We start from the raw sequence: 25,554 nt of genomic DNA, 5'->3' as shown, positions 1-25,554 counted from the left end.
GTGCTGTGTGAGGCCGGCAATCAGCGCTTATCGTTTTCGCGAATAAGATGCGATCGATATTGGCTTTTTGATATCAATGCGTCTTGAACGAAACGCTTGTCTTTCGCAAAACCCTGGCAGCGGTGCGGGGCGTCATGCCAATCATGCGGCGCATGATGCGGGCCAAGTGCGCCTGGTCGGAAAAGCCGCCGTCGGCGGCGGCATCCGACAAGGTGGAACCGTCAGCGAGGGATTTGGACGCGCGCTCGAGTTTGTTCCAGATGATCCATTGGGACAGCGACACGCCCATCTGGTGCGTGGCGACGTAGCGCAAGCGCGGGCTGGACAGGCCGACCGCACTCGCGGCGCGGCTGACGGAGCCCGGACCGTCGCGGTCCAGGCGCAGAATGTTCAAGGCCTTGTAGAGGCGTTGGTCGATGGGCGACGTAATCGCCAGCAAGCGCCCCAGCGCTTCCACAAACTGAGACAGGGAGCTGGAGTGGCGAAAGCACTCGAGCAGTTCGTCACTGGCCAGGGCGATGCCATTGTCTTGCAGCAACGCGTTGAGCGCACGCCCCAACGGGGTATCCGGGTTGACGTAGACAAAGGCCACCGGATGAATGTCGGGCACGGCACGGTGCTCGACATTGGGCCCGATGATCACGCCGGCCGCGCGGATCGACTGGCCGGGCAGCTCCAGGGTGACGGGCTGGTGTACGCCGATGCACAGCTGAATGGCAACATGGGAGTGGGCAGTGTTCTGATCCGCGCGGCCAATGTAGCCGGCCCATGAATCACCAAAGGTAACGTTGCCATCCCACATGTAAGGTCTTCCTGACTCAGAGGGTGAATTTTCCGTGTGCAGGGTAGGCCTGCGCCGGCCTTGATTCAAGCATCGGGCAGCGGGTTATACCTGCAACGCGGCGCGCATGCCCGCCAATTTGATGCAGGTTTCGTCGTATTCGCTGGCAGGGTCGGAGTGTTCGACGATGCCACAGCCGGCAAATAGACGGGCTTGGTTGCCGTTGAGCAAGGCGCTGCGCAAACCGACGATGAATTCGCCGTTGCCGTGGGCATCCAGCCAGCCTAACGGCGCCGCGTACCAGCCACGGTCAAAGCCCTCGAATTGGCGAATATGCTCCAGCGCCTGGCCGCGTTCATGGCCGCCGACGGCGGGCGTCGGGTGCAGGACTGCGACCATGTCCAGCAAACTGCTCTGCGGGCGCAGTGCGCCTTCGATCAGCGTCGCCAAGTGCTGCACGCGGCTGAGCCGCTTGATGTGCGGCGCCGGGGGAACGTGCAACGGGCGTACCCAGGGCGCCAGGTCACGCTGAATGATCTGCACCACCACGGCATGCTCATGCTGGTTCTTCTGGCAGCCGAGCAGCGTTTGCGCCAGTTGCGCATCCTGCTCCGGGCAGGGATCGCGCCGGGCTGTGCCCGCCAGCGCCAGGGTTTGCAGGTGACCGTTGTGCAGTTTGACCAGGCGCTCCGGGGAGGCGCCGATAAAACACGCGTGGTGGCGTCGAAACGCAAACAAGTACGCCGTGGGGTCGTTGATCGCCAGGGCAGCCAAGGTGCGCCCGGCACTGATAGGCCGGGAAAATTCGCTGACCACTTCCCGCGCCAGCACCACCTTGTTCAACGCGGTGTCGCGCAACACGTCCAGGGCATGCGCGACTTTGCTTTCCCAGCAGGCCCGCGGCAGGCTCTGGTCGCGGGTGTGCTGCCGTGCAGCCGTCGAGGGCGCGCCGCTGACGTAGCGATCCATCAGCGTGTTCCACTCATTCAGTACGTGCTCGCAACAGCAACGCGCTGCATCGCTGGGCGCGACGCGCTGTTGGCACACCAGCCAACAGTCTGCACCGTCGCGCACCAGCAATAGCGTCATCAGCCACAGGGATGCATCGCCAAAACCCTGCCAGGCGGGGCTGGCCTTGACCTGATGATCGAATCGAAAGCCGCCGCACACCGAAGGCGCCAGCGGGCCGTGTATCACCGCGCTTTGCAGCCAGTGTCGCCATTGCGCATCGACCGAGGCAAAACGCTGAGGGCCCGCGCTGCTCAGTTCCGCCGCCACCCCCCAGCCGAACAGGCTTTTGTCGTCTTCCGGCGCCCGCCAGAACAGGCACTCGGCGCCAGGTTGGTCGACGCTGCCAAACAGCGCCAGCAAGTCCAGCGGGGCGATCCTCATCGAGTAACTGGCCAACACCGGCTCACCTTGTTCGACGGCACGCCGCTGGGCGTGCTCGAACACCTCGGTCATCTCCTCGGCATGGGCGTGCAACTGTGCAAAGGCCCTCATGCCAGCGTTCTCATCGCGCGCCAGTGCAACACTTGCTGGCCGATGTACCAATGGATGATCTGGGCAAACAGGGTTTCGACGAAGTGCGGGTCCAGCCCGGCCTGCTCGGCCCACTCGCGGCGTTGCGGGAGCATCTGGGCAACGCGTTCGGGCGCGGCGATGCTGCTTTCGGTCGGCTTGAAGCGCGCGGCGGCTTTGACGTAAGCCATGCGTTGGCGCATGAGGTCGACGATCTGGTGGTCCAGTGAATCGATGGCGTGACGAATGTCCTGCAGGCCATCACAGGCGTCGGGGGTTTTCATTGACAGGTTTCCTTCAAGGAGGGCGATGGGGTCGACAGCGTCGCGACGATGGCGTCGATGAGTGCCTGGCGCTGCTCGACCAGGTAAAAATGTCCGCCTTGCCAGCGCTGCAGGTGCAGTGGCTGGTGGCTGGCGGCTTGCCAGGCCATGGCTTCATCAAGCTCGATTTCCGGGTCTTGCTCGGGGTAGAACACCCCGATGCGGCTCTTGAGTGGCCGCGGTTGCGCACAGGTGTAGGTTTCAACGATGCGGTAATCGTTGCGCAAGCCGGGCAGGAACAGTTCGCACAGGGCCGGGTTCTCCAGCAACGCATTGGGGCGCTCGGCCAGGCGCCGCACATCGTCCAGCAAGGCCGCGTCGGGGCCCAGGTGCAACTGCCCGCCGCGTTGGCGCTGCGGCGCCGGGTGGGCGGACACGAACAGGTGGTCGACGGCGATTGCCCGTTGTTCCAGGCGCGTCGCCACTTCATATGCCACCACCGCCCCCAGGCTATGGCCGAACAACACCAGCGGCCGGTCGGCGTAACACGACAACGCGTGCGCGGCACCGTCGGCGAGGCGCTGCATGTCGGTCAGGCACGGCTCGCTGAAACGGTCTTCGCGGCCCGGGTATTGGATGGCCAACAGGTCGATGTCGGCGGGCAGGGCATGGACCCAGTCGCGGAAGAAACTTGCACTGCCCCCGGCATGCGCGAAACACACCCATCGCCAGCGTGGCATGGGCGTGAGTCGATAAGCGCGTACCCAGCGTTCGTCGTGCAGGCTCACGAAGCGGCACTCTGCAGCCAGGCCTGGCGCAGGCGCTCGCGCAGGTCTTTGCGGCTGACCTTGCCAACGCCGGTGTGCGGGAAGTGTGCGACGAACTCGATACGGTCCGGCACCTTGAACGCCGCCAGGCCGTGGCCGCGCAGGTAATGCTTGAGTGCGAAGGCCGAGGGCGCCGGGTCACGGGCGACGATAAAGGCACAGGTGGATTCGCCGAGCACCGCATCCGGCATCGCCACCAGTGCGGCGTCGTGTACCTGGGGATGGCCGATCAGCAGGTTTTCCACTTCTTCGGCAGCGACTTTTTCACCGCCGCGGTTGATCTGGTCCTTGTCACGACCTTCGACCACCAGGTAACCGTCGGTGGTGCGCCTGACCCGATCACCGCTGCAATAGAATCCATCGGCGGTGAACGCCCGGGCATTGTGTTCGGGCAGGCGATAGTAGCCGCGAATGGTGTAGGGGCCGCGCACTTGCAGTTCACCCACTTCACCCTCGGGCACCGGTTGGCCCTGTTCATCGACAATGCGTACTTCGTCATCGGCGCTCAGCGGACGGCCCTGGGTATGCAGCAGCAGATCCGGGCGGTCATCCAGGCGGGTAAAACACAACAACCCCTCGGCCATGCCCAGCACTTGTTGCAAGGTGCAGCCCAGCGTCGGCGTGACCCGTTCTGCCGCGCTGCTGAGCAATTTCGCACCGCCCACTTGCAGCACGCGCAGGCTGGACAGGTCGGCCTGGCGCTGGTCCTGGGCGTCCAGCCAGAGCATCGCCAGCGGCGGCACCAAGGCGGTGACGGTGACCCGCTGCTCGCTGATCAGCGCAAAGCAGGACTCCGGGTCCGAGCGGCGCGTACACACCACGCGCCCACCGGCCAGCAGGGTGCCGATCACACCCGGGCAACACAGGGTGAAGTTATGCGCCATGGGCAACGCGGTGAGGTAAACGGTACGCGTATCCAGCTCGCAGACTTCGCTGCTGGCGCGCACGTTATAGAGGTATTCGGCGTGCCGCCTCGGGATCAACTTTGGCGTGCCGGTGGTGCCTCCCGACAGCTGGAAACACGCCACGGCGTCGGCGCGACCGGCGTCCCGTTCCAGCGGCGCGCTGTTGTATAGCTCACTCAACGCGGTGAACTCCTGCGCATCGCCGTCGATCACCACGTGGCGCAACAGCGGGTTGGCAGCGGCCAGTCGGCGCGCCATCGAGCGGCAATCAAAGCCCTCCAATTGAGCGCAGCCGATGTAGGCCGAGGCCTGGGCAAAGCCACAAAAGCCGCCGATCTCATGTTGACGGTGGGCGGGCAGGGCGAGGATCGGCCGGGCGCCCAGGCGGAACAACGCAAAGCACACTTCGATAAACGCAGCGCCGTTGGGCAAGTGCACCACCACATTGTCGCCCTCTGCGATCCCCAGCGCGTGCAAACCGCCAGCCAGGCGCCGGCAGCGGTCTGCCAGGCTGCGGTAATTGAGGTGCAAGGGGCCGTCGGTTATCGCGATGGCCGATGGGGTGCGCGCGGCGACCGTATCGAGGGCCTGAGCGAAGGTCTGGTCTTGCCAGTAACCGGCCTGGCGGTAGCGTTCGGCGAACGCGGCAGGCCAGTCGGGCGCGTCGCCAACGCTGTCTGAATCGGGTGCGCAGGTGTGCAATGACATGGAATCCCCTATTTGTAGAAATAATTGGCTACAAACGTCTAAATGAGATCTATTATCATTGTCCTTCGCCGAGCGCTTCTCAACGCCAAGGCTTTCGGACCTGTGACTTTTTCATTAGATGAAATACACAGCGGCTATAAACAGGGAGGTTTACGGTTTAAAAGCCTCCTCCTCATTCAGGTCAGGCCCCGCGTAATGGCCTCAGGATCAAGGGAAAACCCAATGACTATTACGATCATCGCCCCCAGTCGACAAGAGACGCAGGCCGAACCCAAGGGCAACCAACCCGGAACGGTCTACCTGGACCCGCACATGACCCTGGTCACCGGCACGTTGTGGTCAGACAGCGAGAACTGGGTCGAGGACCCGCTGGAGCGCGGCCTCAAGTTGATTCTGGTGCAAAGTGGCGAGCTGTCGTGCCGCATCCCCGGGCACAGCGAGCAGTCGATCAAGGGGCCGAGCCTGTGCACCATCGTCAACGACGGCGAGTTCACCTCGTCGCAGATCTACGGCACCACCACGCCACTGCGCTACACCATCGTCCAGCTGGACCTCGAATCCCTCGACCGCCATCTCGGCCTGGCCCCGCGCAAGCTCCTCAGCAGTGGCGGCGGCGACCCGTACATGATGGTGCGCCCGGCTCCGCGCGCGATGCAGGCACTGGCCACGCAAATTGCGACGTGCCCGATGCAGGGCCCGAGCCGCTCGTTGTACCTGGGTGGCAAGGCGCTGGAATTGACCGCGTTGAGCGCGCAGTTCCTGCTTGGTGAGCGCGGGCAGCCGGAGCATAAGCTGCGCATCACCTCGTCGGATGTGGAGCGTGTACACGCCGCCCGGGACCGTCTGGTGCGCTCGCTGCTCGAACCGCCCAGCCTGAACGCCCTGGCCAGTCACGTGGGCATGAGCCCGCGCAAACTGACGGCGGGGTTTCGCAAAGTGTTCGGTACCAGCGTGTTCGGCTACCTGCACGAACATCGTCTCAACGAAGCCCACCGCATGCTCAGCGACGAGGAAAGCAATGTGTCTACCGTCGCCTATGGCGTGGGATTCAGCCCGGCGCATTTTTCCATCGCCTTTCGCAAACGCTACGGTGTATCGCCCAGCGAAATCCGTTGATCACGGCACGGTGTCTCTGAATCGAATGAAAAGGCCTGTTTATCTAAAGCCCTGAGCGCTTTCTGAAAAACCGCTTGCGATAGAGTTCCAATTGAGAATGGCTTCCATCTTTGTGAGCCAGGGACTTTATCTAGACGGGTCACAGGAAGCTTTTCATGAGCGAGCTGACAACAGCAGACACCACCGCACTGCGCAGATGGCTGATCGAACACCTTGCCCAGTTGCTGGGCGCTACCGTGGAAGAAATCGACAGCCTGGGCGATGAGGAAAACCTCTTGGGCTGCGGGTTGGATTCCATCCGCCTGATGTACTTGCAGGAGCGCCTGCGCAGCCATGGGTTGCGGGTCGACTTCGCCCAACTCAGCGCCGAACCCAGCCTCGCGGCCTGGCTTGGGCTGCTGCATGGCCAGGCGGTGCGACGTGTGGAGGTGGCTGATGTCGCCCCGTTGAGCGCAGCCGACGACAGTTTTGAACTCAGCGCGGTGCAACAGGCGTACTGGCTGGGGCGCGGGCCCGCCGAAGTGCTGGGCAATATCAGTTGCCACGCATGGCTGGAATTCGATTGCCAGGGCATCGATGTGCAACGCCTGGAAGCGGCAGTCAAGTGCGTGCAGGCGCGTCACCCGATGTTGCGTGCCAGTTTCAACGACGGCCGCCAACGCATTCTTGGCGCAACGCAATTGCCGGTTTTCGACCATCAGGATTGGCGCCACCACACTCAAGCGGTTGCGCAAGACGCCTGGCACGCGCTGCGTGAATGGCGATCGCATGAATGCCTGGCCGTGGACGCGGGGCAGGTGTTGCTGGTCGGCCTGGTGCAGTTGCCCGAAGGCCGTGATCGTGTGTGGTTGAGTGTCGACCTGCTGGCGGTTGACGTGGAAAGCCTGCGCCTGTTGATGGCGCAACTGGGCCAGGCCTATCAGGCGCCGGCCGCGCTTGCGCCCGCGCCGGACGTGCAGTTTGCCGACTACCTGGGCCGGCGCCGCCAACGTCGCGCAGAGGCGTATGCGCGAGATCGTGAGTATTGGTGCCAACGCCTTGCGCAGTTGCCGGACGGCCCCGCACTGCCGCTGGCCTGTGCCCCGGAATCGATCCGTGCGCCACGGTTTACCCGCCAGGCTTACGTACTCAGTCACGCAGAAGCCGAACGCCTGCAACGCCAGGCGACGGCCCATGGCCTGACGTTGCCCAGTGTGTTCGCCACGGCATTCAACGCGGTGTTGGCACGCTGGAGTGAACAGTCGAGCTTCCTGCTCAATGTGCCGTTGTTCGACCGTCACGATGACCAGCAATCCATCGATCAGGTGATCGCCGACTTCACCACCTTGCTGCTGGTGGCGTGTGAAGACGCACCGCAGTTGCCGTTTGCCGAAGGCGCCCGACGCTACCAGCGCGATTTGCACGCCACCATCGACCACGCGGCGTTTCCCGCGCTGGAAGTGCTGCGTGAGGCACGTCGCCAAGGTCATCCGCGTTCCGCGCCGGTGGTGTTTTCCTGCAACCTGAGCGATTCGGGTTTTGTCCCCGCCAGCTTTCGCGAGGTGTTTGGCGACCTGCACGACATGCTCTCGCAAACCCCGCAAGTGTGGCTCGACCACCAACTGTATCGGCTTGAGGACGGCGTGCTGCTGGCCTGGGACAGCGTTGCCGACCTGTTCCCGCAAGGCGTGCCGCAGGCGATGTTCAGCGCCTATGTCGAGCTGGTGCAGCGTCTCGCCGACAGCGACTGGAACCAGCCGCAACCGGTGCTGTTGCCGCTGGCGCAACAGGCGCGCCGCGACCAGCAGAACAGCCTGCCGGCGTTGGCGCCGGGGCGTGGCCTGCTCGAAGACTTTTTTCGCCAAAGTGCCCGACAACCCGACGCACTCGCCCTGATCTGCGGCGCGCAACGCTGGACATATAACGATCTGGCCACCCAAGCCCTGCGTATAGCGGCGGGTTTGCTTGAGGCGGGCATGCGTCAGGGCGAGGCGGTGGAGGTCTGCCTGCCGCGTGGGCCTCGCCAGATCGCCGCGGTATTCGGCGTGCTGGCGGCCGGTGGTTGCTATGTGCCGGTGGACACCGCACAGCCGGTTGCGCGGCGCAGCCTGATCGAATCGGCTGCGGGCATCACCCGAGTGATTGCCGATCAGCCGCCGGGCAACGCGCTGCAATGGCTTGACCCGGCGGTGCTTGAGCAGTCCGCGCCATTGGCCGCGCCGAAAACGCTATCGCCGCGCGCCAGCGCGTATGTGATCTACACCTCGGGCTCTACCGGCATTCCCAAAGGGGTTGAAGTCTGCCATGGCGCCGCAATCAACACGATCGACGCGGTGCAGGCCGAACTGCAGGTCACACCGAATGATTGCCTGCTGGCCGTGTCGGCGCTGGATTTCGACTTGTCGGTGTACGATCTGTTTGGCGTGCTGGGGCAGGGCGCTCGCCTGGTGCTGCTGCAACCTGAAGAAACCCGCGATGCGGCGCGTTGGGCGCAACTGATCGCCGAACACCGCGTGAGCCTGTGGAATTCGGCCCCGGCATTGCTGGAAATGGCCCTGGGCGTCGGCGCCGATGCCTGTGATTACCGAAGCCTGCGGGCGGTGTTGCTGTCGGGCGACTGGATTGCCCTCGACCTCGCCGCACGCCTGCGGCGCCACGCCACCGCGCAGTGCCGCGTGTATGGCCTGGGCGGCGCCACCGAGGCGGGTATCTGGTCGAACCTGCAAAGCATTGATGAGGTCCCCGACCACTGGCCGTCGATTCCCTATGGCAAGCCTTTGGCCGGCCAGGCGTATCGGGTGGTGGACGCCACCGGGCGCGATGTGCCGGACCAGGTGATCGGGCAACTGTTGATCGGTGGTGCAAGCCTGGCGCGGGGGTATCGCAATGACCCGTTGCTGACCGCACAGCGCTTTCGCAGTGATGAGCACGGGCGTTGGTACCACACCGGCGACCGCGGGCGCTTCTGGGCCGATGGCACCCTTGAGTTTCTCGGGCGCATGGACCAGCAGGTCAAGCTGCGCGGGCAGCGTATCGAACTGGGGGAAATCGAAGCGGCGCTCACCGCCCACCCACGGGTTGAAAGCGCCTGTGCCGCCGTGTTGAACGGCAGCCTCGGCGCGGCCGTGGTGATCAGCCCTGAATCTGCATCGGCGCAGGCGTTGCCGGCCGTCTCGATGCTCGACGACACCTTGGCCGCAGAACACCAGGTCACTGCGCAGCTGTTGCGCCGCCTGCTGCAAGACCCGCCGCCCAGCGCCCTGCTCGACACGTGGCGCGAGTGGCTGGCCGAGCATGTCGAGTCGCTCAGCCTGCACGACGCGTTGGCGCACTTAGGGTGGCGCGAGGCGGATCTGCACCGCATGGTCGGTGCCTTGCAGGTGCTGTTGCGCACCGAAGACGGCGCCTCGCAAGTGTTGTTCGATCCGTTGCTGGCACCGCAGGCCATGGCGTTGAACCTGCCGGCGGGCCGCCAGGTGTTGGACACCCTGAGCCAGGCGCTCCAACAACACCGCGGCACACCGCTGAAAGTCGCGGTGCTGGATGTGCGCGGCGGGCAGTTGCTGGAGCAATGGCTGAACCATGCGAGTTCGCGCGACGTGCAACTTACTTTGTTCGAGAGCAGCCCCGGCCTGCTGGCGGCCAGCGTGGGCAAGCGCCGGCGCGTGGCGAGCCAACTGCTGGTGGAGGGCGTGCTGCCCGCTGAACACTGGTCACAGTACGACGTGGTGATCAGCTTCGCGGCCTTGCACAGTTATGCTCAGCCCGGCGATGGGCTGAATCTGGCGCAGGCACTGCTCAAGCCGCAAGGCCGCCTGTTGCTGGCCGACCTGCTGCGCGACTCGCCGTTGCGGCTGGTCAGCGCGGCGCTGCTGGATGAGCGCGCACCGGTATTGCCTGACGCTGCCGAACTGGCGCACCTGCTCGGCCAGAGCGGTTTTCGCCACCTGGAATGCCTGTGGCAAAACCCGGCGATGCTGCTGTTGAGTGCGCGTGCGGCGGATGAAACCCTGACCGCTGAAAGCCTCGACCAATGGCTGCAACAACGCTTGCCCCAGGCGATGCGGCCCGAGCATCTGTGGTCCGTACCGCGCCTGACACTGAATGCCAACGGCAAGATCGACCGCGCGCGCCTGCACGCCAGCCTCAGCGCCGCGTTGCAACGCAGGCAACCGGCAAACAACGATGACGGCGAACTCAGTGCCGAGCTACAGCCCCTGGCCGCGTGCTGGGAGGCCATCCTGGGACGGCCGGTGCGCAGCGCCCAGGCGAGCTTTTTCAGCCTGGGCGGCGACAGCCTGCTGGCGACGCGGCTGCTGGCCAGCGTGCGTGAACAACTGGGCGCCAGCCTGCGCATGAGCGATTTCTACCTGCAGCCGACATTGGCAGGCATGGCCGCGCTGTTGGTGCGCAGCGGCGAAGTGGCTATCGAGGAGGGCGTGTTATGAGCCTGGACGATGTGCTGCACATCTGCCGTGAACGCCAGATCGAACTCTGGGCGACTGACGGCAAGCTGCATTTTCGCGCGCCGCAAGGCGCATTGGACTCAGCCCTGGCGGAGCGTATTCGCGCCCAGCGGCCAGCGCTGCTGGTGCATCTCGCGCCCCAACAATGGCGCGCACAGCCGGAGCAGGCGCTGCAACCCTTCGCCTTGAGCGCGGTACAGGGCGCCTATGTACTGGGGCGCAACCCGGCCTTTGACTATGGCGGCAACGCTTGCCACTTGTATGTCGAATACCCGTGGCCGGCGAACGTCGACACCGGGCACCTTGAACAGGCCTGGAACGCCGTGGTGCAACGTCACCCGATGCTGCGCGCGGTGGTCGATAACCATCAGCAACGGGTGCAAGCCCAGGTGCCATGGCAACAGCTGCCGGTGCATGACCGCCGCGACGCCACGCCCGAGGCGTTCGAGGCGCACCTGAACAGCGTGCGCAAGCGCCTGGACCATGCCTGCCATGCGCTCGATCAATGGCCGATCCTGCTGCCCGAACTGAGCGTGGGACGCGAGCAGGCAATCCTGCATTGCTCGGTGGATTTCACCTTGTTCGACTACGCCAGCCTGCAACTGCTGCTGGTAGAACTCACCCAGCGCTACTTGGAACCGACGCGCCACTGGCCGGCGCTGGAAGCAACCTTTCGCGACTACCTCGAGCACGAACAGCAAGCGCGCGGCAGCACCGCCTGGCACGCCGACAAGGCGTGGTGGCTGGCGCGCCTGGACAGCCTGCCCGGGCGTCCGGACCTGCCGCTGAGCGAGCACGCGGGCTTGGGCTCCACGCGTTTCGCCCACCACCATGGCGTGTTGAGCAGCGGACAATGGAACGCCCTGTGCGCCCTTGCCAGCGCCCAAGGCCTCAGCGCGGCGGGCGTGACGCTGGCCGCGTTTGTCGAGGTGATCGGGCGCTGGAGCCAAAGCCCGGACTTTTGCCTGAACCTCACCGTGCTCAACCGGCCGAACCTGCACCCGCAATTGGACCAGGTCGTGGGGGACTTCACCGCCCTGAGCCTGCTCGCGGTGGACGGCACCGAGGGTGCCAGTTTTGTCCAGCGTGCGCGGCGTATCGGCGCGCAGCTGTTCGATGACCTCGACCACAGCCGCTTCACCGGCGTTGAGGTACTGCGCGAACTGGCCCGTGTGCGAGGGCGTGGCGCCGACCTGATGCCGGTGGTGTTCACCAGTGGCATCGGCAGCGTCGAACGCATGCTCGGCGATGCGGGGCGTGTGTTGCAGCCGCCCAGCTACATGATCAGCCAAACCCCGCAAGTGTGGATCGACTGCCAGGTCAGCGACCAATACGGCGGTTTGCAGATCGGCTGGGATGTCCGCATCGGCGTGTTGCCCGAAGGCATGGCCGCGCAGATGTTCGCAGCCTACGTCGACTTGCTGCAACGCTTGGCCTGCAACCCGCAATTGTGGCAAGCGCGTGGCGATATCGTGTTGCCCGCGCAGCAGGCAAACCCGCCGATCCACGCCAGCGCCCCAGCGCGCAATATCGCCGACGGCTTCGCCCAACAGGCGCGGCGAACTCCGGATGCCCTCGTGATCAGCGACCGCGACGGCCGTTACCGCTATCGTCAGGTCGCCCAGCATGCCGCCGCGGTGCGCAAGGCGCTTGAAGCGCTCGGCGTGCAGCCGGGCGCGCGGGTGGCGGTGATGCTGCCCAAGAGCGCCTGGCAACTGATGGCGGTGCTGGGCATTACCCAGATGGGCGCGGCCTATGTGCCGGTGGACATCCGCCAACCGGCCTTGCGCCGCGAGGCGATCCTGCGCGACGCGGGGATTGCCGCGGTGATTGTCCTGCAAGCCCAGGCATGGCCGGACACCCTTGAACTTCCGCGCATTGCCATCGATACGCTTGCCGCCGACCCGCATTGGCCACCCCGTGAGCCGCTGGCGGTAGAGGCCGCGGACCTGGCCTACATCATCTACACCTCAGGCTCCACCGGCACGCCCAAAGGCGTAATGCTCAGCCATGGCGCGGTGGTCAACACCCTCGATGACATCAACCAGCGCTACGCGGTGAACGTCGATGACCGCGTGCTGGGCCTGGCAGAGTTGAGTTTCGACCTGTCGGTGTATGACTTCTTCGGCGCCACGGCGGTCGGTGCGCAGGTGGTGCTGCCCGACCCCGAGCGCGGCGCCGATCCTTCGCACTGGGCGCAATTGATGCAGGAACACCGCATCACCTTGTGGAACTCGGTGCCCGCACAAGGGCAGATGCTGGTGGATTACCTGGAGACCGAGCCCGGCGCAATCCCCGGGCCGCGCTGTGTGCTGTGGTCCGGCGACTGGATTCCCACCACGCTGCCGACGCGCTGGTGGCAACGCTGGCCCGAAAGCCAGTTGTTCAGCCTGGGCGGCGCCACCGAAGCGGCGATCTGGTCGGTGGAGCATCCCATTCGTGCCGAAGATACGGCCTTGCCGAGCATCCCCTACGGCCGGGCCCTCAAGCACCAGACCCTGGAAGTGCTCGACGCGCTGGGCCGCCAGTGCCCGGTGGGCGTGCGTGGTGAGATTCATATCGGCGGACTCGGCCTGGCCCTGGGTTATGCCGAAGACCCGCAACGCAGCGCCGAGCGGTTTATCACCCATGCCAGCGGGCGTCGCCTGTACCGCACGGGTGACCAGGGGCGTTACCTGGACGCGGAAGGCTTGATCGAGTTTCTTGGGCGCCAGGATGACCAGGTGAAGATTCGCGGTCACCGCATCGAACTGGCGGAAATCGACGCGGGCTGGCTGGCCCATCCGCAGATCGCCGCGAGTACCACGGTGTTGCTCGGCGAGCGTCACGAACGTTCGCTGTGCAGCTTCGTCACCCTGCACACCAATGCGCCTGCACCTCACCTGAGCACGCAGCTGGACGAAGTCCTGTGCCAGGCACGCCACACCCTTGAACACGCGGATTTCGGCCCGCGCGCCGCCATCGAAGCGGCACTGGCGGCGCTGGATCGGGCGGCGGATGTGTCGTTGCTGCACTGGTTGGGCGGCAGTGGCTTGCTGATCCCGGGGCAGTCCGTGGCATTCGACTCGCTGTGCCAGGCCTTGCAACTCGACGCGGGTCAGCATCGCCTGTTGCGGCATTGGCTGACGTTGTTGACCGACAGCGGCTACCTGTGTGCGGACAATGACGGTTGGCGCTGCCAAGTCAGCACGGCTGACCTGAATCAGCACGATGCCTGGGCACAGTTCGCCCGTCTGGCGCCGAGCGGTCTTTGGCCGCTGGAATTGGTCGATTACCTGCGCACCAGCGCGACCCGCCTGGCCGAGCAATTGGACGGGCGCCTGAGCCCGGCAAGCCTGATGTTCCCGCAGGGCTCGGCACATATTGCCGAGGCGATGTACAGCCGTGGCCAGCATGCCCAAGTGCTGCATCGGGCCATGGCCGAGGCGGTTTGCGCGATCGTTGCGCGCCAGAGCCAGCGCCGCTGGCGCATCCTGGAAGTGGGCGCCGGCACCGGTGCCGCCAGTGCGCTGATCATCCCCGCGCTGGCGCCGTTGGTGGCGGACGGGGTGCAGATCGACTATGTGTTTTCCGACGTGTCGAGCTATTTCCTTAACGCTGCGCGCGAACGCTTTGCCGCGTATCCGTGGGTGCGCTTCATGCCGTTCGACATGAACAAACCCGCCTGCGAACAAGGGCTTGCCGCGGGGTCCCTGGACCTGCTGCTCAGCTCCGGCGCATTGAACAACGCCCTGGATACACCGCGCCTGCTCGCCGGGTTACGCCAATTGCTGCAAGCCGATGCCTGGCTGGTGATCCAGGAACTGACCCGCGAACACCGCGAAATCAGCATCAGCCAAAGCCTGATGATGGAGACGCCGCAGGACGTGCGCGCCACCTCCGGGCAGCTGTTCGTGCATACGGACCAGTGGCTGGCGTGGCTGAACAGCGAGGCCGGCGACCAGGCCGAATCGCTGGCGTCGGCCGACAGTGTGCTGCACCTGCTGGGCTACGACCTGTTGGTCGCACGCGTGAAAACCGACCGGCCATTACTGAGCCAGGAGACGTTGCTGGCCTTCATCGCCGAGCGCGTGCCGCGTTATATGGTGCCGGCGCAGGTGCGGATACTCGACCGCTTGCCGGTCACCGCCAATGGCAAGATTGACCGCCGCGCGCTGACCACCCAAGCCGAGCAGCGCCAGCTCGAACCGGCACGCCGTGCGCGCACGGAAGTGGCGGATGAGCTGGTGCAGCGCTTGATCGCGCATTGGGAGCGAGTACTCGATTGCAGTGGGGTGTCGGCGGATCAGGATTTCTTCGGCGCCGGTGGTGACTCGCTGCTGATCGCACAATTGATCGCCGGCTTGCGCGAGCAAGAGCCATTGGCCCGTGCGCAACCCTTCGACCGCCTGTTGCGCTGGGCTCTCAGCCAGCCGACCCCGGAAGGCCTGGCCCAGCGCTTGCGCAGTGAGTCGAGCAGTGAAGCCCCCGCAGTGGTGCCCTGCTTGGACACCCGCCGTGCGCCGCTGGGTGGGCGCGGGCGGGTGGATGCGCTGACGGAACTGGCCGCGGGTGAAGGCACAGCGCGGGTGCTGGTGCATGAAGGGCTCGGCACGCTGCTGCCGTATCGCGGGTTGATCGCCGAACTGGCCGGCAGCGGCCCGTTGCTGGGATTGGCGGTGCACGACAGCGGCGATTACCTGAGCCTGCCGCCGGAGCATATCAACGCCACCCTCGGCAAACGGTATGCCCAGGCGCTGTGGGACAGCGGTCGGCGCCGCTTCGACTTGCTGGGCTACTGCTCCGGCGGGCTGGTAACGCTGGAGCTGGCCAAGGCCCTGCTGCAATTGGGCGCCGAGGTGCGTCGGGTGGACATCGTATCGAGCTACCGCATTCCGTACCTGGTGGAGGATGAAGTGCAGATGCTCTACAGCTTCGCCGGCACCCTGGGGCTGGACACCGCTGCGCTGGGGTTGCCGGCGGCTGAACAGTTGCTCGACAAACACCTGGATCTGGACGCCACCGCGCTCAAATCCCGCGTACTGGCGGCGGCCAAGGGCATTGCCGATGAGCAGTTGTATCGGGTGTTCGCTCATTCCGTGCGCGCCAGCCACTACAGCGACGGCGCGCCGTATGTGGGCGCCATCCGCCTGTTTGTGCCGAGTGTCGCCAACCCGTTGATCCCCGATCACCAGGCCGCTCTGCAGGCCTGGTGGCAGGCGGCGTCGTTGGCGCCGCTGACTGTGCAGACCCTGCGCGGCAATCACTTCGAGTGCTTGAGCGCCGGGCTGAGTCGTTACTTGCTGGAGGAACGCCCATGACGATGCCTGTGAAAACCCTGGTGGTGGGCTCGCGCTTCGGCCAGTTCTACGCCGTTGGTGTGGCTGCGGCTGAGCACCTGGAACTGGTCGGGGTGCTGGGGCAGGGCAGTCGTCGCTCCCGCGCACTGGCACGCTATCTCGAAGTGCCGTGTTTCGAGGCCTTGGCCCACGTACCCGCCGACACACAACTGGCTTGCGTAGCGGTGGGCGGCGCAGCAAGGGGCGAACAGGGCCCCGCCTTGGCGCAAGCGCTGATGGAGCGGGGCATTGATGTGCTGATCGAGCACCCGTTGCTGCCCCAGGAACTGCAAGACTTGCTGAGCACGGCGGCGCGCCTGCATCGGCGCTGCCTGCTCAACAGTTTCTACCCGCAGTTGCCGTGCGTGGCGCGGTTCATCGAGCTGGCGCGACAGCTGCATCGTCAACAGGGCATTCGCCATATCGACGCCGACTGCGCGGTGCAGGTGAGTTACGCGACCCTCGATGTGCTGGCGGCGCTGTTGGAGTCGGTAGGCCCATGGTCGGTGGACTGCGTGGCACCGGCGCTGTCGGCCTGGCGGGATATCAGCCTGGTCATGGCGCAAGTGCCGGTGTCGTTGCGCGTGCTCAATGAGTTGGCCGCCAATGATGACGGGCGCATGCAGAGGCTGCAGCGCATCAGCATCGCCACTGACAGCGGCACGTTGCTGTTGGCCTCGCCCCACGGACCGTTGCTGTGGCTGCCAGCCGTGCGTGCGCCGGTGCAAGATGCCGACGGGGTGTTCGACCTGTTTGGGCCGCAGGCCGATGAGCCGCTGCCGTGCGCCGAAGTGTTGGAGGCCGCGGCGGCGGATTGGACGCAGGTTTACCGCCGCGTCTGGCCAACAGCTGCGGCCAGTGCATTGCAACCGCTGATCACGGGGGTGGGGCTGGCGCGTCTGCAACAGCGCAGCCTGGAAGTGGTGAGGCTATGGCAACAGGTGACGGCGGCGCTCGGGTTCCCGCTGCAGCCGTCGCTGACGTTACCGGCGGCCGGCCTGGCCCAGGCATTGGAGCACGTCCGATGAGCCACTTGAGCGAAATGCTGCGTCCTTTCCGTGCGCGCTTAGGGGCGGCGATCGCGTTGCAGGCCGTCGCCGGGATCTGCTCGCTGCTGCCGCTGATAGCCTTGGCGCAACTGGCGGACAGCTTGCGCCAGGCGCCGCCGCTGGCGTCTTCGGCACTGAACTGGGTGGTGGTGGCGGTGGTGGCGTCAGCGCTGTGGTTGTGCGGCCAGACCCTGGCCTTGCACCTGACCCATCAGGTGGACGCCGACCTGTGTGACCGTCTGCGCGTGCGCCTGGCCGAGCATCTGCAACGCTTGCCCTTGGGCTGGTTTGCACGGCTGGGGCCCGAGGGCGTCACCCGTTACGCCGAGCAGGATGTGCGGGCCTTGCACCAACTGGTGGGCCATGCGCCGACCGACCTGGTCAACCTGCTGTTGATTCCCATGGCCACCCTGGCCTACCTGCTGTGGAGCAACAGTGCCCTGGCGCTCTGGTGCCTGCTGCCGTTGGCATTGGGCGTGCTGGGCTATTGGCGCCTGGGCTCGGCGCATTACCGCGAGGACGTGGCCCAGCGCAATGGCGCAATCCAGCGGTTGTTCAGCGACTACAGCCAGTTCGCCGGCAACCTGGGCCTGGTCCGGCAATTTCCCAGCGCGGGCATTCATCGCCGTGTGCAAGAGGCGGTGCAGCAGTTTGATCAGCGCTTCAGCCATTGGGTGAGCCGCGCCGGTCATCTTGCTGCGCTGATCCAGGTCCTGCTCAGCGCGCCGTGGCTGTTGGCCTGGGTGGTACTTGGCACACTATTTATCGACGTGAGCGAAGTGGGCGCCGTGCAGGTGTGCGGCTTTTTGCTGCTGGTGCGCGCCATGGCAGCGCCGGTATTGGCGCTGGGGCACGGCTTTGATGCGCTGAACAACGCACGCGCAAGTGCCCGGCGCCTACAGGAGGTGTTGAGTACACCGTCGTTGATCGAACCCGACGCGCCGCAATCGCCTCGGGACGCCAGCGTGGAGATGCTCGATGTGAGCTTCTCCCAGGGTGATGTCACGGTACTGAAGGCGATCAACCTGCGCCTGGAGCCGGGCACTACCACCGCGCTGGTGGGGCCGTCCGGCGCGGGGAAAAGCACCTTGGCCGGTTTGATCGCCCGCTTTATGGACGTCGACAGCGGGCATGTGCGCGTGGGCGGGGTGGATGTTCGGCAGATCGCCAGCCGCCAATTGCAGCAGCATCTGGCGCTGGTGTTTCAGCAGGCGGGGGCATTGCGCCTGTCACTGGCGCAAAACATCGCCCTGTATCAGCCGCACGCCAGTGAAAAACAGATTCGCGCCGCGGCCAAGGCGGCCTGCCTGGATGACTGGATCATGGGGTTGCCCAAGGGCTACGCCAGCGTGGTGGACGACGATGTGCGGCTGTCCGGCGGCGAATTGCAGCGCCTGGCGATTGCGCGGGCGCTGCTGTCGCGGGCGCCGATCATGTTGCTCGACGAACCCACCTCCGCCACCGACCCGCAGACCGAGCGCGCCTTGCGTACTGCACTGCGTGACGACGCGGCCGGGCGCACGCGGCTGATCATCGCCCATCGCCTGGAAACCATCGCCCATGCCGAGCAGATCCTGGTGCTCTGCGAAGGGCGCATTGTGCAGCGCGGATGTCATGCACAGTTGTTGGCCGTGGACGGTCTGTACCGCCAGCTGTGGGACGAGCAAATGTCGACGGCCGATCAACTGGAGTTCGTGTCATGAGTGTACTTTCGCCGTTGCGTCATTTGCCCGACCAGGCCCGGCGCGTACTGCGCGGCGCCCTGGGCTGGATGCTACTGGCCGCCGTGCTGGATGGCTTGGCGGGGTTGGCGCTGGTGCCGCTGATACTGGCCTGGTTCGATCAACAGAGTGTGCAGCCAAGTGTGCTGCTGTTGCTGGGGCTGACGTTGCTGCAGGCCTTGGTCAGCTACGTTGCCCAGCGCCGTGGTTATCTGGCGGGAGCCGGGTTGGCGGCCGGCCTGGTCTCGCAACTGGTGCAACAGCTGCCGCGCTTGCCATTGGCGCGTCAGGGCCAGTTGGAAGACTTGGTGCGCGGGCCGGTGTTCAACAGCATGGGCATCCCGGCGCACTTGCTGGCGCCGCTGGTAACGGCGCTGGTGACGCCGACGATGGTGGTGCTGGGGCTGATCTTTATTGAACCGCGTTTGGCGCTGGCGTTGGCCCTGGCTTATCTGCCGTTGTTCGCCCTGCTGCGTTGGGCCGGGCGACGTAGCCTGGCGCTGGAGCAACTGCGCCAGCAAGTCGACCGTCGCGCCGGGCAGCTGTTGCAGACATTCGCGCAGCAACAGGCCTTGATCCGCAGCGCCGGTGATGCCAGCCAGGGCCAGTTGGCGTTGCGTCAGGCCTTGCACGAGCAACACCAGGCCACGCACCGTCTCAACCGCCGCGCGTTGCCCAGCGGGCTTGGCTTTGCGGCGGCGGTGCAGGTGATGTTTTCGCTGGTGTTGGCAGGTGGCGTGCTGGCGGTGGCGGCGGGGCAGTTATCCGGCGCGCTGTTGGTGGCGGTGTTGGTGTTGCTGGTGCGCTTCATCGAACCGCTGTCGCAACTGGCTTACCTGGACCAGGCTTTACGTATGGCGTGGCAGGCGTTGTCTCAAGTGCTCACGGTGTTGGCCATGCCGACGCTGCACAGCCCGCACCCCGGAGAGCAGCCTCAGGATGCGAGTTTGCAAGGGCAAGGCTTGAATATCTGCGGCGAAGGCGGCGAGCAGTTGCTCAAGGATGTGGACATCCATTGCGCGCCGGGAACGTTCACGGCGATTGTCGGTCCGTCGGGCGCGGGTAAAAGTACTCTGCTGGCCTTGCTGGGGCGTGGCATGGACCCGCAGACCGGCGCAGTACGACTCGGCCAGGTGGACATTCGCCAGCTAAGCGAACACACCTTGGCCAACCACCTCACGCAAGTGTTCCAGAACAGCGGACTGTTTGCCGGCAGCCTGCTGTGGAATGTCAGCATGGCCCGGCCGCAAGCCACGCCTGCGCAACTGCAACACGCCGCCAAGGATGCTGCATTGGATGAGGTGCTCAGCAGCCTGCCGCAGGGTTGGCACAGTGAGGTAGGGCCGGGCGGCGCATTACTCTCGGGCGGCCAGCGGCAACGGGTCGGCCTGGCGCGCGCGCTGCTGTCCCCGGCGCCGATCCTGTTGCTTGACGAACCCACCGCCAGCCTCGATGCGCGCTGCGAAGCACGGGTCAATCGCAGCCTGCAGGCGCTGCATGGCAGGCGCACCGTGGTGTTGGTGTCGCACAACCCGACGTTGGTGCGCGGTGCCGATCAGATCCTGGTGCTGGAAGGCGGCAGCGTCAGCGGCTGCGGCAGTCATGAGCATTTGCTGGCCACGCACCGCTGGTATGCGCAGTTCGTCGAGCAAAACCTGCCGGGCAGCCATTGAAAAAGTCCCTTAATCGAAAAGTCGCAGCGTTCGTTTAAACGATACTAATGCGAATTATTATCGATAAAGAGGCTGGCAATGTCACACCGGGGAGCAACAAAGGCGGGGCGGGGTTTCCAACGTAATGGGGCGCAACTTGGGATGGTGCTGGTGCTGGGCCTGAGCCCGTTGGCACAGGCGATTGCGACCGTGCAATTGCCTGACATCAAGGTCGCGGGTGACGACACCTCGGGCGAGGTGACCCCGCCCGGCGTGACCACCATCGGCAAGCTACCGCTCAAACTGCGGGAAACGCCGCAGTCGGTGAGCGTCATCGACCATGAGCGCATCGAGCAGCAAAACCTGTTCAGCCTCGATGAAGTGATGCAGCAGGCCACTGGCGTGACGGTGCAGCCGTTCCAGTTGCTGACCACCGCGTACTACGTGCGTGGCTTCAAGATCAACTCTTTCGAACTGGATGGCGTGCCGGCGATGCTCGGTGAAACCGCCGGTTCGCCTCAGGACATGGCGGTGTATGAGCGCGTCGAAATCCTGCGTGGCTCCAATGGTTTGCTGCACGGCAGCGGTAACCCGGCGGCCACGGTCAACCTGGTGCGCAAGCGCCCACAAAAGGCATTCGCCGCCAGCACCACCCTCAGCGGCGGCACCTGGGACCGTTACCGTGGCGAAGTGGATGTCGGCGGGCCGCTGACCCAGACTGGCAACGTGCGTGGGCGTGTGGTGGCGGCCTACGAGGATCGCGACTACTTCTACGATGTCGGCAAGCAAGACACCCAGTTGCTCTACGGCATCACCGAATTCGACCTGAGCCCCGACACCCTGCTGACCCTGGGCGCGCAATACCAGACCATCGATTCGGTGACCAACATGGCCGGCGTGCCCATGGCCAAGGACGGGTCGAGCCTGAACCTGTCGCGCTCCACCTATCTGGACGTGGACTGGGACCGCTTCAAGTGGACCACGCGCCGGGTGTTCGGCTCTCTCGAGCAGCAATTGGATCACGACTGGAAAGCCAAGGTCGCCGCCGAATACCAGGATGCCGACTCAAGCCTGCGCTATGCCGGTGCTTTTGGCGCCATCGACCCGCTCACCGGCGATGGCGGTGGCTTGATGGGCGCTGCGTATAAATTCAGCAGCACCCAAAAGAGCGTGGATGCCTCGGTCAATGGGCCGTATTCGTTGTTTGGCCGCAGCCATGAGTTGCTGTTGGGCACCAACTACAGCCACGGCGAAACCGAGCAGCGCACCGCCCAGTTCACCACGCCGCTAAACGTGCCGGTGAATGTCTATCGCTGGGACCCGAGCAGTGTGCCCAAACCCGGGATCGGCGCCTACACGTCGCCCGGGTCCACGACGACCACCTCCAAGGGCGTCTACGCGCTGACCCGCTACAAGCTGCTCGATCCGCTGACCCTGGTCATCGGCGGCCGGGCCAGTTGGTGGGACCAGAACGCGCCGACCAGCCACTTCACCCCCGGCCGGGAAATAACCCCGTATGGCGGCTTGATCTGGGACTTTGCGCAGAACTGGTCGTGGTACGCCAGCTACGCCGAGGTCTACCAGCCGCAGACCGGGCAAACCTGGAGCGGCGACCTGCTCAAACCGGTGGAGGGCAAGACCTATGAAACCGGGATCAAGGGCGAGTTGGCGGACGGGCGTTTGAATGTGTCGCTGGCGGTGTTCCGTATCGACCTGGAGAACAATCCGCAGGTCGATCCGGACCACCCGGGTGTGGGGCCGACCACCTATTACATCAGCGGCGGCAAGGTGCGCAGCCAGGGCTTCGAGCTGGAGAGCAGCGGTTATATCACCCCCGAATGGAACGTCTCCGCCGGTTATACCTACACCAGCACCGAGTACCTCAAGGACACCAACGCTTCGGGTGAGCGCTATGCCAGCTTCACGCCGCGCCACATGGCGCGGGTGTGGACCCAGTACGAGTTGCCGTGGCAGGACCGCCGCTGGAGCGTCGGTGCCGGCGTGCAGGCGCAAAGTGATTACTCCACCCAATCCGGCGCTGTGACCCTGGAGCAGGGCGGCTATGCCTTACTCAATGCGCGGGTCGCCTACCGCATCGACGAGCATTGGACTGCCGCGGTCAACGGCAACAACCTGGCGGACCGCAAGTACTACCAGAGCCTGTCCAACGTCAATTGGAACAACCGCTATGGCGAACCGCGCAGCCTCAATCTGACCCTGCGAGGTACGTTCTGATGGCCGCGCCGGCCCTCGGTTCCTGGCCGCTGCGCATTTGTCTGGCGCTGGCGGGCAGTGTGCTCAGCAGCCTGCAACTGGCCGTCCTGCTGGCGCGGCATTATCCGTGGGGCGGTGGGCTGGAGCGGCTGTATGCCGGCGTGTTCCTGGGCTTGGGGTTTCTGGTGACGGTACTGCTGTGGTCGTTGCTGGCGCCGGATCGCAAACGCGTGGTGTGTCGCTCCAGCGTCTGGCTGCTGCTGTTTACGCCCTGGCTGCTTTGGGATGGAGCCTGGCGATGAACCTGATGGGCGCACCGAGGGCATTGGTTCAGCGTGTACACGCCGGGGCAGGCGGGGTGTTTGGGGTACTGCTGTTCGTGATCCTGCTGACGGGGGCGTGGAGCATGGCCCATGAAGACTTGCGCGCCTGGTTTCGCGGCCCGGCGGCGTTGGCTCACGGGCCGGCGCTACCGGTCGCGCAATGGCCGGCTATCGCTCGCGAGCGCGGCCTGGCGCTCGGTGAATTGCGCATTCGTTTGCCGGACAGCCGCCACTCGGTGGTCGAGTTGTGTGCATCGCCCAAGGACTGCACGGTCGCCTTGGACCCCGTCAGCGGCCGTGAGCTGGCGTCAGGCAACGCGGCGGATATCCTGTTCAACCTGCACAAAAGTCTGTTCATCGGTTTTCCCGGCCGGATTTTGATCAGCTTGTTGGGCGTGGTGTTGTTGCTGATGATCTGGGCAGGCAGTGCATTACACAGTGGGCGCCTGCAAGACCTCAAGCGCCTGCGGCGCGACCGTGGGGCACGGGTGTTCGCCCATGACTTGCACAGCCTGATCGGCCGTTGGTGCGGGCCCTGGTTGCTGCTGTTTGGTATCACTGGCGCGTTGTCCGGCCTGGGGGCGCTCGGCACCTTGGGGCTAGCCGCGCAGGCGTTCCCAGGCGCGCCGCAGCAAGCGTTCATGCAATTGCTGGGGGCGCCGCCGCAGGTCGACCGAACAACGGCTTCGGCGCCGGCGGTCGATCTGGATCAGTTGCTGCACCAGGACGCCGTCGCCCATCCGGGGTTCTCTGCTCAAAACGTCGCCTTGCACCACTGGGGTGAGCCGGATGCCTGGGTGGAAGTGAGCGGTATCCAACAAGGCCTGCCCAGTACGGCCGTCTTTGAACGGCATGCCTATCGCGCCGCTGACGGCCTCGCTGTCGGCTCCAGCAGCGCCAGCGGGCGCGGTCTGTGGTTGCAGGCGTTTATTGCGGTGCAGCCGCTGCACTTTGCCGACTACCGCTGGGTGCCTGTTGGCGGGTCACTGCTGCGTGCCGTGCATTTCGGCATGGCGTTGGCGGCGGCGGGGTTGGTGCTCAGCGGCTTGTACCTGTGGCTGGAGCGTCGGCGCCTCAAGGCCGGCGGCGGTTGGCAGGTGCTACTGCGCCTGGTGATCGGCGGCGGTGGCGGGTTGCTGGCGGCCACGGCGGTATTGCTCTGCGCGGGGGCGCTGGGCAGTGCCAACCTGGCGTGGTGGTTCTGGGGCGGTTGGCTTGCCAGCCTGCTGCTGGCCTGCCTGATGCCCCCCAGGCGTCAACCGCTGCACCTGCTGCTGGCCGTGACGGGCCTGGGCTTCCTGGCGGCGGCGCTGCTGCACCTGGCCGGCAGCCTGAAACAAGGCAGCGTGCCGCTGTGGCCCATCGATCTTGTGTTGCTGCTGTGCGCGGCCAGTGCCCTGTGGGCATTGCGGCGCCTGATTTCTTTTACGCGTGCGGCACGGGCTGCCGCCGCCAATGTTGCCTGAGGGGAGACTTGTAATGCTGGATCTGTTGAAACATTGGCGCATGGTGCTGACCTTTGCACTGTTGTACCTGTCCCAAGGCATTTGCTTCGGCATCGCCATGGACGCCTTGCCGACCCTGCTGCGTCATGACGGCGCGGCGCTCCACGCCTTGGCCTTCCTGCCGTTGGTGGGGATACCGTGGGTGGTCAAGTTCCTCTGGGCGCCCCAGGTGGATAACCATTGGAGCCCACGCCTGGGACGGCGCCGCAGTTGGATCATTCCCATGCAGATACTGGTGCTGCTGTGCATTGCCTGCCTGGCAAGCATCGGCCTGCGCGTCGAGACGGCAGGCATCGCCGTGGGCCTGCTGATTGTTGCCTCGCTGGCCAGCGCCACCCAGGACATCGCCACCGACGGCATGGCGGCCGAGTACTTTAGCGGCAACATGCTCGCGCGGATTAACGCCATTCAAGTGGGCGGCACCATGGTCGGCTTCTTCGTTGGCGGCGCCGGCACCTTGCTGCTTAGCGGCTACCTGGGGCAAACCAGCGCGTTCAGTCTGCTGGCTTTGGTGCCGTTGTTGAGTCTGGTGTGCGTCGGTTGGCTGCACGTGGCACCGGCCAAGGAAAAACAGCCAGATGTGGCGCATGCCTCATTATGGCGGTTTATCAAGCGGCCGAAGGCGCTGGCGCTGGTGGTACTCGCCTTGTTGTCGGCCATGACGTCAGTGTCGGGTTTTGGTTTGTCAAAGCTGTTCCTGAATGACGCCGGTTGGTCCTTGCAGGCTATCGGCCAACTGGGCATGAGCGGCGGCGTGGTCACCATCGTCGTCGGCTGCGGCGGTGGTGCGTGGTTGATCCGGGTGTTGGGGCTGTGGCCGACGTTCATCCTGGCGGTAGGCATGGCCGGCGCTGCCGCGTTGACCTGGCTGCTGCAAGCCAACGGCATGCTTGCCACGCAAACCGGACTGATCTGGTTGGCCGTGGGCCTGGGCTCGTTCGCGACCGGTGCCACCTCGGTGGTGATCATGACTGCCTCCATGGCCTTCGCCGCGCAAAGCGACCAGGCCGGTACGGACATGACCGCCGTGCAAAGCACGCGTGATCTGGGGGAAATGCTGTCTTCGACCTTGCTGGTGGGGTTGACTGCGCAGGCGGGGTACAGCGGTGGGTTTCTTGCGGGGATGGTGATGGCGATCCTGGCGTCGTTGGTGGCGTTGAATGTGTCACGTCAACGTGTGGGGGAAAGGGCGGCGGGCTGATTGAT

The 25,554-nt window shown here is 65.2% G+C and carries 15 protein-coding genes; 10 read left to right on the top strand and 5 right to left on the bottom strand.

The window, feature by feature from the left end:
• Positions 1-73: 73 nt before the first annotated feature.
• The 5 genes from ACVWZP_RS05880 to ACVWZP_RS05860 all read right to left on the bottom strand — a co-directional run bounded on the left by ACVWZP_RS05880 (position 74) and on the right by ACVWZP_RS05860 (position 5,005).
• Positions 74-802, bottom strand: coding sequence for a helix-turn-helix domain-containing protein (locus ACVWZP_RS05880; RefSeq protein WP_017849079.1), 729 nt, complete (start codon positions 800-802; stop codon positions 74-76).
• An 84-nt stretch (positions 803-886) separates the two neighbouring features.
• Positions 887-2,284 carry an isochorismate synthase gene (locus tag ACVWZP_RS05875; RefSeq protein ID WP_457369540.1) on the bottom strand — a complete coding sequence of 466 codons (1,398 nt, stop codon included), beginning with the start codon at positions 2,282-2,284 and terminating at the stop codon, positions 887-889.
• Complete coding sequence (locus ACVWZP_RS05870) at positions 2,281-2,586, bottom strand: isochorismate lyase (RefSeq protein WP_169881080.1); 306 nt, start codon at positions 2,584-2,586, stop codon at positions 2,281-2,283. Before ACVWZP_RS05870 ends, ACVWZP_RS05875 begins: the two co-directional genes overlap by 4 nt.
• The gene (locus ACVWZP_RS05865; RefSeq protein WP_026140295.1) at positions 2,583-3,353 is read right to left on the bottom strand and encodes a thioesterase II family protein; all 771 of its coding nucleotides are present in this window, start codon (positions 3,351-3,353) and stop codon (positions 2,583-2,585) included. The genes ACVWZP_RS05870 and ACVWZP_RS05865 overlap by 4 nt, the downstream gene beginning before the upstream one ends.
• Positions 3,350-5,005 carry a (2,3-dihydroxybenzoyl)adenylate synthase gene (locus tag ACVWZP_RS05860; protein WP_457369539.1) on the bottom strand — a complete coding sequence of 552 codons (1,656 nt, stop codon included), beginning with the start codon at positions 5,003-5,005 and terminating at the stop codon, positions 3,350-3,352. The genes ACVWZP_RS05865 and ACVWZP_RS05860 overlap by 4 nt, the downstream gene beginning before the upstream one ends.
• 222 nt (positions 5,006-5,227) lie before the next feature.
• Between ACVWZP_RS05860 and ACVWZP_RS05855 the strand changes: the two genes are divergently transcribed.
• The 10 genes from ACVWZP_RS05855 to ACVWZP_RS05810 all read left to right on the top strand — a co-directional run bounded on the left by ACVWZP_RS05855 (position 5,228) and on the right by ACVWZP_RS05810 (position 25,549).
• On the top strand, positions 5,228-6,121 hold the full coding sequence (locus tag ACVWZP_RS05855) for a helix-turn-helix domain-containing protein (protein WP_017849084.1): 894 nt from the start codon (positions 5,228-5,230) through the stop codon (positions 6,119-6,121).
• 155 nt (positions 6,122-6,276) lie between these two features.
• Entirely contained in the window at positions 6,277-10,548 is a 4,272-nt protein-coding gene (locus tag ACVWZP_RS05850; RefSeq protein ID WP_457369538.1) for a non-ribosomal peptide synthetase, read from the top strand.
• Positions 10,545-15,866: an amino acid adenylation domain-containing protein gene (locus ACVWZP_RS05845; RefSeq protein ID WP_457369537.1), complete on the top strand. Its 5,322-nt coding sequence runs from the start codon at positions 10,545-10,547 to the stop codon at positions 15,864-15,866. Before ACVWZP_RS05850 ends, ACVWZP_RS05845 begins: the two co-directional genes overlap by 4 nt.
• Positions 15,863-16,912: a Gfo/Idh/MocA family oxidoreductase gene (locus ACVWZP_RS05840; protein ID WP_457369536.1), complete on the top strand. Its 1,050-nt coding sequence runs from the start codon at positions 15,863-15,865 to the stop codon at positions 16,910-16,912. Before ACVWZP_RS05845 ends, ACVWZP_RS05840 begins: the two co-directional genes overlap by 4 nt.
• Positions 16,909-18,636 (top strand): ABC transporter ATP-binding protein, encoded by a 1,728-nt coding sequence (locus ACVWZP_RS05835; protein WP_457369535.1) that lies wholly within the window; start codon positions 16,909-16,911, stop codon positions 18,634-18,636. Before ACVWZP_RS05840 ends, ACVWZP_RS05835 begins: the two co-directional genes overlap by 4 nt.
• Positions 18,633-20,327, top strand: coding sequence for an ABC transporter ATP-binding protein (locus tag ACVWZP_RS05830; protein WP_457369534.1), 1,695 nt, complete (start codon positions 18,633-18,635; stop codon positions 20,325-20,327). Before ACVWZP_RS05835 ends, ACVWZP_RS05830 begins: the two co-directional genes overlap by 4 nt.
• Before the next feature lie 141 nt (positions 20,328-20,468).
• Positions 20,469-22,541 carry a TonB-dependent siderophore receptor gene (locus ACVWZP_RS05825; protein WP_102618244.1) on the top strand — a complete coding sequence of 691 codons (2,073 nt, stop codon included), beginning with the start codon at positions 20,469-20,471 and terminating at the stop codon, positions 22,539-22,541.
• Positions 22,541-22,822 (top strand): hypothetical protein, encoded by a 282-nt coding sequence (locus tag ACVWZP_RS05820; protein ID WP_034097888.1) that lies wholly within the window; start codon positions 22,541-22,543, stop codon positions 22,820-22,822. The genes ACVWZP_RS05825 and ACVWZP_RS05820 overlap by 1 nt, the downstream gene beginning before the upstream one ends.
• The gene (locus tag ACVWZP_RS05815; protein WP_457369533.1) at positions 22,819-24,309 is read left to right on the top strand and encodes a PepSY-associated TM helix domain-containing protein; all 1,491 of its coding nucleotides are present in this window, start codon (positions 22,819-22,821) and stop codon (positions 24,307-24,309) included. Before ACVWZP_RS05820 ends, ACVWZP_RS05815 begins: the two co-directional genes overlap by 4 nt.
• A 13-nt stretch (positions 24,310-24,322) precedes the next feature.
• Positions 24,323-25,549: a RhtX/FptX family siderophore transporter gene (locus ACVWZP_RS05810; RefSeq protein WP_457369532.1), complete on the top strand. Its 1,227-nt coding sequence runs from the start codon at positions 24,323-24,325 to the stop codon at positions 25,547-25,549.
• Positions 25,550-25,554: the final 5 nt, after the last annotated feature.

It is taken from the genome of Pseudomonas sp. TE36184 (genome assembly GCF_054060055.1).
The sequence above is the reverse complement of the archived record's forward strand: the minus strand, read 5'-3'. Positions and strand labels throughout refer to the sequence as shown.

Bases quoted from the DNA above. Each gene is read 5' to 3' on its own strand.
- ACVWZP_RS05880 (WP_017849079.1), bottom strand. From the start codon at position 802: ATGTGGGATGGCAACGTTACCTTTGGTGATTCATGGGCCGGCTACATT.
- ACVWZP_RS05875 (WP_457369540.1), bottom strand. From the start codon at position 2,284: ATGAGGGCCTTTGCACAGTTGCACGCCCATGCCGAGGAGATGACCGAG.
- ACVWZP_RS05870 (WP_169881080.1), bottom strand. From the start codon at position 2,586: ATGAAAACCCCCGACGCCTGTGATGGCCTGCAGGACATTCGTCACGCC.
- ACVWZP_RS05860 (WP_457369539.1), bottom strand. From the start codon at position 5,005: ATGTCATTGCACACCTGCGCACCCGATTCAGACAGCGTTGGCGACGCG.
- ACVWZP_RS05855 (WP_017849084.1), top strand. From the start codon at position 5,228: ATGACTATTACGATCATCGCCCCCAGTCGACAAGAGACGCAGGCCGAA.
- ACVWZP_RS05850 (WP_457369538.1), top strand. From the start codon at position 6,277: ATGAGCGAGCTGACAACAGCAGACACCACCGCACTGCGCAGATGGCTG.
- ACVWZP_RS05845 (WP_457369537.1), top strand. From the start codon at position 10,545: ATGAGCCTGGACGATGTGCTGCACATCTGCCGTGAACGCCAGATCGAA.
- ACVWZP_RS05840 (WP_457369536.1), top strand. From the start codon at position 15,863: ATGACGATGCCTGTGAAAACCCTGGTGGTGGGCTCGCGCTTCGGCCAG.
- ACVWZP_RS05835 (WP_457369535.1), top strand. From the start codon at position 16,909: ATGAGCCACTTGAGCGAAATGCTGCGTCCTTTCCGTGCGCGCTTAGGG.
- ACVWZP_RS05830 (WP_457369534.1), top strand. From the start codon at position 18,633: ATGAGTGTACTTTCGCCGTTGCGTCATTTGCCCGACCAGGCCCGGCGC.
- ACVWZP_RS05825 (WP_102618244.1), top strand. From the start codon at position 20,469: ATGGTGCTGGTGCTGGGCCTGAGCCCGTTGGCACAGGCGATTGCGACC.
- ACVWZP_RS05820 (WP_034097888.1), top strand. From the start codon at position 22,541: ATGGCCGCGCCGGCCCTCGGTTCCTGGCCGCTGCGCATTTGTCTGGCG.
- ACVWZP_RS05815 (WP_457369533.1), top strand. From the start codon at position 22,819: ATGAACCTGATGGGCGCACCGAGGGCATTGGTTCAGCGTGTACACGCC.
- ACVWZP_RS05810 (WP_457369532.1), top strand. From the start codon at position 24,323: ATGCTGGATCTGTTGAAACATTGGCGCATGGTGCTGACCTTTGCACTG.